The sequence below is a fragment of the Actinoplanes subtropicus genome (assembly GCF_000721705.1).
Taxonomy (GTDB): domain Bacteria; phylum Actinomycetota; class Actinomycetes; order Mycobacteriales; family Micromonosporaceae; genus Actinoplanes; species Actinoplanes subtropicus.
On the sequence record NZ_JOJL01000105.1, the window covers coordinates 1 to 2,229 of the forward strand.

General features: G+C 68.2%; 2 protein-coding genes. One reads left to right on the forward strand and one right to left on the reverse strand.

Annotated features, from left to right (window positions below):
* The coding region (gene boxB / locus IH26_RS0152250; RefSeq protein WP_030443771.1) for a benzoyl-CoA 2,3-epoxidase subunit BoxB at positions 1 to 1,060 on the forward strand (1,060 nt) is incomplete at its 5' end.
* Between the two features lie 7 nt (positions 1,061 to 1,067).
* Here boxB and IH26_RS0152255 read toward each other — a convergent pair.
* The gene (locus IH26_RS0152255) at positions 1,068 to 1,928 is read right to left on the reverse strand and encodes a PaaX family transcriptional regulator (protein ID WP_034218287.1); all 861 of its coding nucleotides are present in this window, start codon (positions 1,926 to 1,928) and stop codon (positions 1,068 to 1,070) included.
* Positions 1,929 to 2,229 lie beyond the last annotated feature (301 nt).

Genomic DNA, 2,229 nt, shown 5'->3' on the forward strand with positions numbered 1-2,229 from the left:
CGTCGAACAACAACGCATCCTCGGCAACACCGCGCCGAGCATCTACGACCTGCGCAACCTGTTCCAGGTCAATGTCGAGGAGGGCCGGCACCTCTGGGCTATGGTCTACCTCCTGCACGCCTACTTCGGCCGGGAGGGCCGCGAAGAAGCCGAGCAACTGCTCAAACGCAACTCCGGCGACCTCGACGCACCCCGCATCCTCGGCGCCTTCAACGAGGAAACCACCGACTGGCTGCAGTTCTTCATGTTCACCTACTTCACCGACCGGGACGGCAAATACCAGCTCGGCACGCTCAAGGAATCGGCCTTCGACCCGCTCGCCCGCACCTGCGAGTTCATGCTCAAGGAAGAGGCGCACCACATGTTCGTCGGCACCACCGGCGTGCAGCGGACCGTGGAACGCACCGCGCAATTGATGGCCGAACACCAGACCAAAGACATTCTTGCGTACGGCGGAATCCCGCTCGACCTCATCCAGAAGTACCTGAACTTCCAATACTCGGTCTCGCTCGACCTGTTCGGCTCCGAGCAGTCCACCAACGCCGGCAACTACTACAGCGCGGGGCTCAAGGGCCGCTGGATGGAGACGCGCCGCAAGGACGACCACGTGCTACTCGAAGACGTCCGCGAAATGGGCTACGTCGAGGACGGCGAGCTCCGCACCCGCACGGTGCCGCTGCTCAGCGCCCTCAACCTGGACCTGCGCGACGAGTACGCGGCCGACTGCGCCAACGGCGTCAAGCGCTGGAACCAGGCGCTCGAGGACGCCGGCCTGCCCGACCGGCTCGCCCTGCCGCACGAGGGCTTCAACCGCAAGGTCGGCGTCTACGCCGGCCACCACGTCTCTCCCACCGGCGAGGTCCTCGACGAGGACACCTGGAACGCCCGGGTCGACGACTGGCTCCCCAGCGCGGCGGACCGCGCCGCGGTGGCGGCTCTCATGGTCCCCGAGTACGAGTACGGCAAGTTCGCCGGCTGGATCGCCCCGCCGAGGACCGGCATCAACGACCAGCCCGTCGAGTTCGACTACGTGCACCTCGCCGAGGAGGGACTTGCCTGATCGACGCTCAGGTCCGGGACGCGGCGTCGGTGTCCATCCGGTCCCACTCGGCCTGCGCCCGGCGATGCCAGCGGTTGCGGCGGTCGTGGAAGACCGCCGCCGCGACCGCGCCCGGCCAGTCGTGGTCGAGCAGCTCGGCCGGCAGGTCCGGGTCGGAGAACGGGAACCGGCGCCATTCCTGGATCAGCAGCACCTGCCGCACGAACGCGTCCCGATCGGTCGCCGCCGTCGTCTCCTGGAAGCGGTCCACAAAGCTCAGGTACCGCTTCTCGACGTCGTCCACGTCCCAGGCGGCACGAATCATCTTCGCCGGATCACCGATCTGTGCCGTACGGCCGATCCAGGCGAACGCCCGATCACCGAGCCCGAGCTCGGTGACCACCTCGCGCACCGCCGGCTCCTTCGACGCGTCCGGTACCACCCAGACACCGGGCGCCGGCGAACCCAGGCCCAGCCAGGTCAGCTTCGTACGCATGCGGTGCCGCAACCGGCGCTGGCTCTCCGGGACGCCGACGGTCAGCACCAGCCACTGCCCGTCCCAGGCGTGCGGCTCGCGCATGAACCCGTAGATCCGCTGCGTGCCCTCCTCGAGCAGCCTCGCCCCCTGGTCGGTGAGGGTCCATCGGACCCGGCGGCCCTGCCGGTCGGAGGTCAGCAGCCCCTCCGCCGCCGTCCGGGCCAGGGCCTGGCGGGCCGCCTTCGGCTCGACGCCGAGCGCACCCAGCGCCTCGACCAGCGTGCCGGTCCAGACCTGGCCGCCGCGTGGGTGCACGAACTCGCCCAGCACCGTGAGCAGCAGGGAGGGTGCGCTCGGGCCGCCCTCCCTCGGCTGCTCGGCAGCCGGTGTGCTCGGTGAACCGGACGGCATCAACTCTCCCGATCGGTCGAACGTGGGTGGAACCCCATCCTCCCACACCAAGAAGTTCTACAAACTCTTGACGTACGCGTGTAGATACGTCGACTATTTAGCCGTGCGTGACCCGACGGCAGATGACGGAGTGAGCATGACTGTCACAGATGCGGCCACGAAGCAGTCGCCGCCGGTGGTGGACTTCGCGATCACCCCGGATCGGTATCGGCATTGGCGGGTGGCCTATGACGGGCCGGTGGCCACGGTGACGCTCGCGGTCGATGAGCAGGGTGGGCTGGTGCCGGGTTACGAGTTGAAG

Excerpts from the sequence above, each read along its gene's own strand:
- IH26_RS0152255 (WP_034218287.1), bottom strand. The coding sequence starts at position 1,928 with ATGCCGTCCGGTTCACCGAGCACACCGGCTGCCGAGCAGCCGAGGGAG.